This window comes from Paracoccus marcusii, assembly GCF_006151785.1.
Classification (GTDB): Bacteria; Pseudomonadota; Alphaproteobacteria; order Rhodobacterales; family Rhodobacteraceae; genus Paracoccus; species Paracoccus marcusii.
Genome location: NZ_VDDD01000279.1, coordinates 1 through 752 on the forward strand (window position 1 = coordinate 1; position 752 = coordinate 752).

A 752-nucleotide genomic window follows, 5' to 3' on the forward strand; every position below is an offset into this window, starting at 1 on the left:
CAGATCGCGCCATGCGCCGCCCCGGTCAGCCCGCCCAGGGGGCCGGCCAGCCCATGCACCGCGCCCAGCCCGGCATTGGCCAGCGCCAGGCCGCCGCACAGGCTGACCCAGGCCATCTCGTCGCGCGCCTGGCGGTCTTCGGCCTGCATCAGGCGGATCAGCGCCGCCAGCCCACGCGGGATCGCGTCGCGGCACAGCGAGTCGGTCAACGGATTGGCGCGGGTGCAGACATAGGGCTCGATCACCTGCGTGACGGCATCCAGCCCCGAGGCCAGCGTCACCGCGCGCGGACAGCCGTCCGTCAGGGCCGGGTCCACGATGGCCAGCGCCGGCAGCATCCGCGCATCGCGCAGGCTGACCTTGCGGCGCGCCTCGGGGACGCCGATCACGGCGTTGCGGGTGACCTCGGCCCCGGTGCCGGCGGTGGTGGGGATGGCCACGAAGGGCAACGGGGGATGGTCCAGCGGCAGCCCCTGTCCCACGACCTCCAGATGATCCATCAGCGGACGGGTCATGGTCAGGCAGGCCGCCAGGGCCTTGCCCGCGTCGATCACCGCCCCGCCGCCCATCGCGACGACGACCTGGACCTCCGCGCCCGTCCGGACGCCTGCCTCAATCAGGGCGATGTCGGGTTCATGCGGAACGGCAAAGGTTGCGACCGAACAGCCCGCCGCGGCCAGATCGCGGGCCAGCGCCGCGCTGCGGCCGGGGTCGCGGCCGTGGACCAGCAGGACCCGCCGCCCCAGGGCCGC

1 protein-coding gene is annotated in these 752 nt (G+C 74.6%); it reads right to left on the bottom strand.

The genetic code is table 11. The annotated features are described in order from the left end of the window. Window positions 1-752, bottom strand: a 752-nt coding sequence (locus tag FHD68_RS18755) for an iron-containing alcohol dehydrogenase (RefSeq protein ID WP_139086643.1), incomplete at both ends; no start/stop codon positions are given.